This window comes from Halobellus sp. Atlit-38R (genome assembly GCF_003665925.1).
Lineage (GTDB): Archaea > Halobacteriota > Halobacteria > Halobacteriales > Haloferacaceae > Haloquadratum > Haloquadratum inordinatus.
On record NZ_QXIJ01000160.1, the window covers coordinates 1 to 561 of the forward strand.

The window sequence follows — 561 nt, forward strand, 5'->3', positions numbered from 1 at the left end:
TTCGTCTCCGTCCCGACCGTCGCCTCCCACGACGGCATCGTCTCCGGCCGCTCCTCGATCCCCGAGGGCGACACGCGCCACTCGGTCGCGGCCGACCCGCCGCTCGCCGTCGTCGCGGACACGACGCTGCTCGCGGAGGCGCCGTGGCGGCTCACCACCGCCGGCTGCGCCGACATCATCTCCAACTACACCGCCGTGAAGGACTGGCGGCTCGCCCGCCGCCTCCGCAACGTCGAGTACAGCGAGTACGCGGGCGCGCTCTCGGAGATGACCGCGGAGCTGCTCGTCGAGAACGCCGACATGATCCGCCCGGGCCTAGAGGAGTCGGCGTGGGTGGTCGTGAAGGCGCTCGTCTCCTCCGGCGTCGCGATGTCCATCGCGGGCTCCTCGCGGCCCGCCTCCGGCGCGGAGCACCTCATCTCCCACCAGCTGGACCGCATCGCGCCCGGCAAGGCGCTCCACGGCCACCAGGTCGGCGTCGCCTCGATCATGACTGAGTACCTCCACAGCGGCGAGAACGGGCGGTGGGCGGCGATCCGCGACGCGCTCGCCGAGCTCGAC

Annotated in this window: 1 protein-coding gene; it reads left to right on the forward strand. The window is 72.7% G+C overall.

From position 1 onward, the window contains the following. The coding region (locus tag D3D02_RS18695) for an iron-containing alcohol dehydrogenase (protein WP_121571347.1) at positions 1-561 on the forward strand (561 nt) is incomplete at both ends.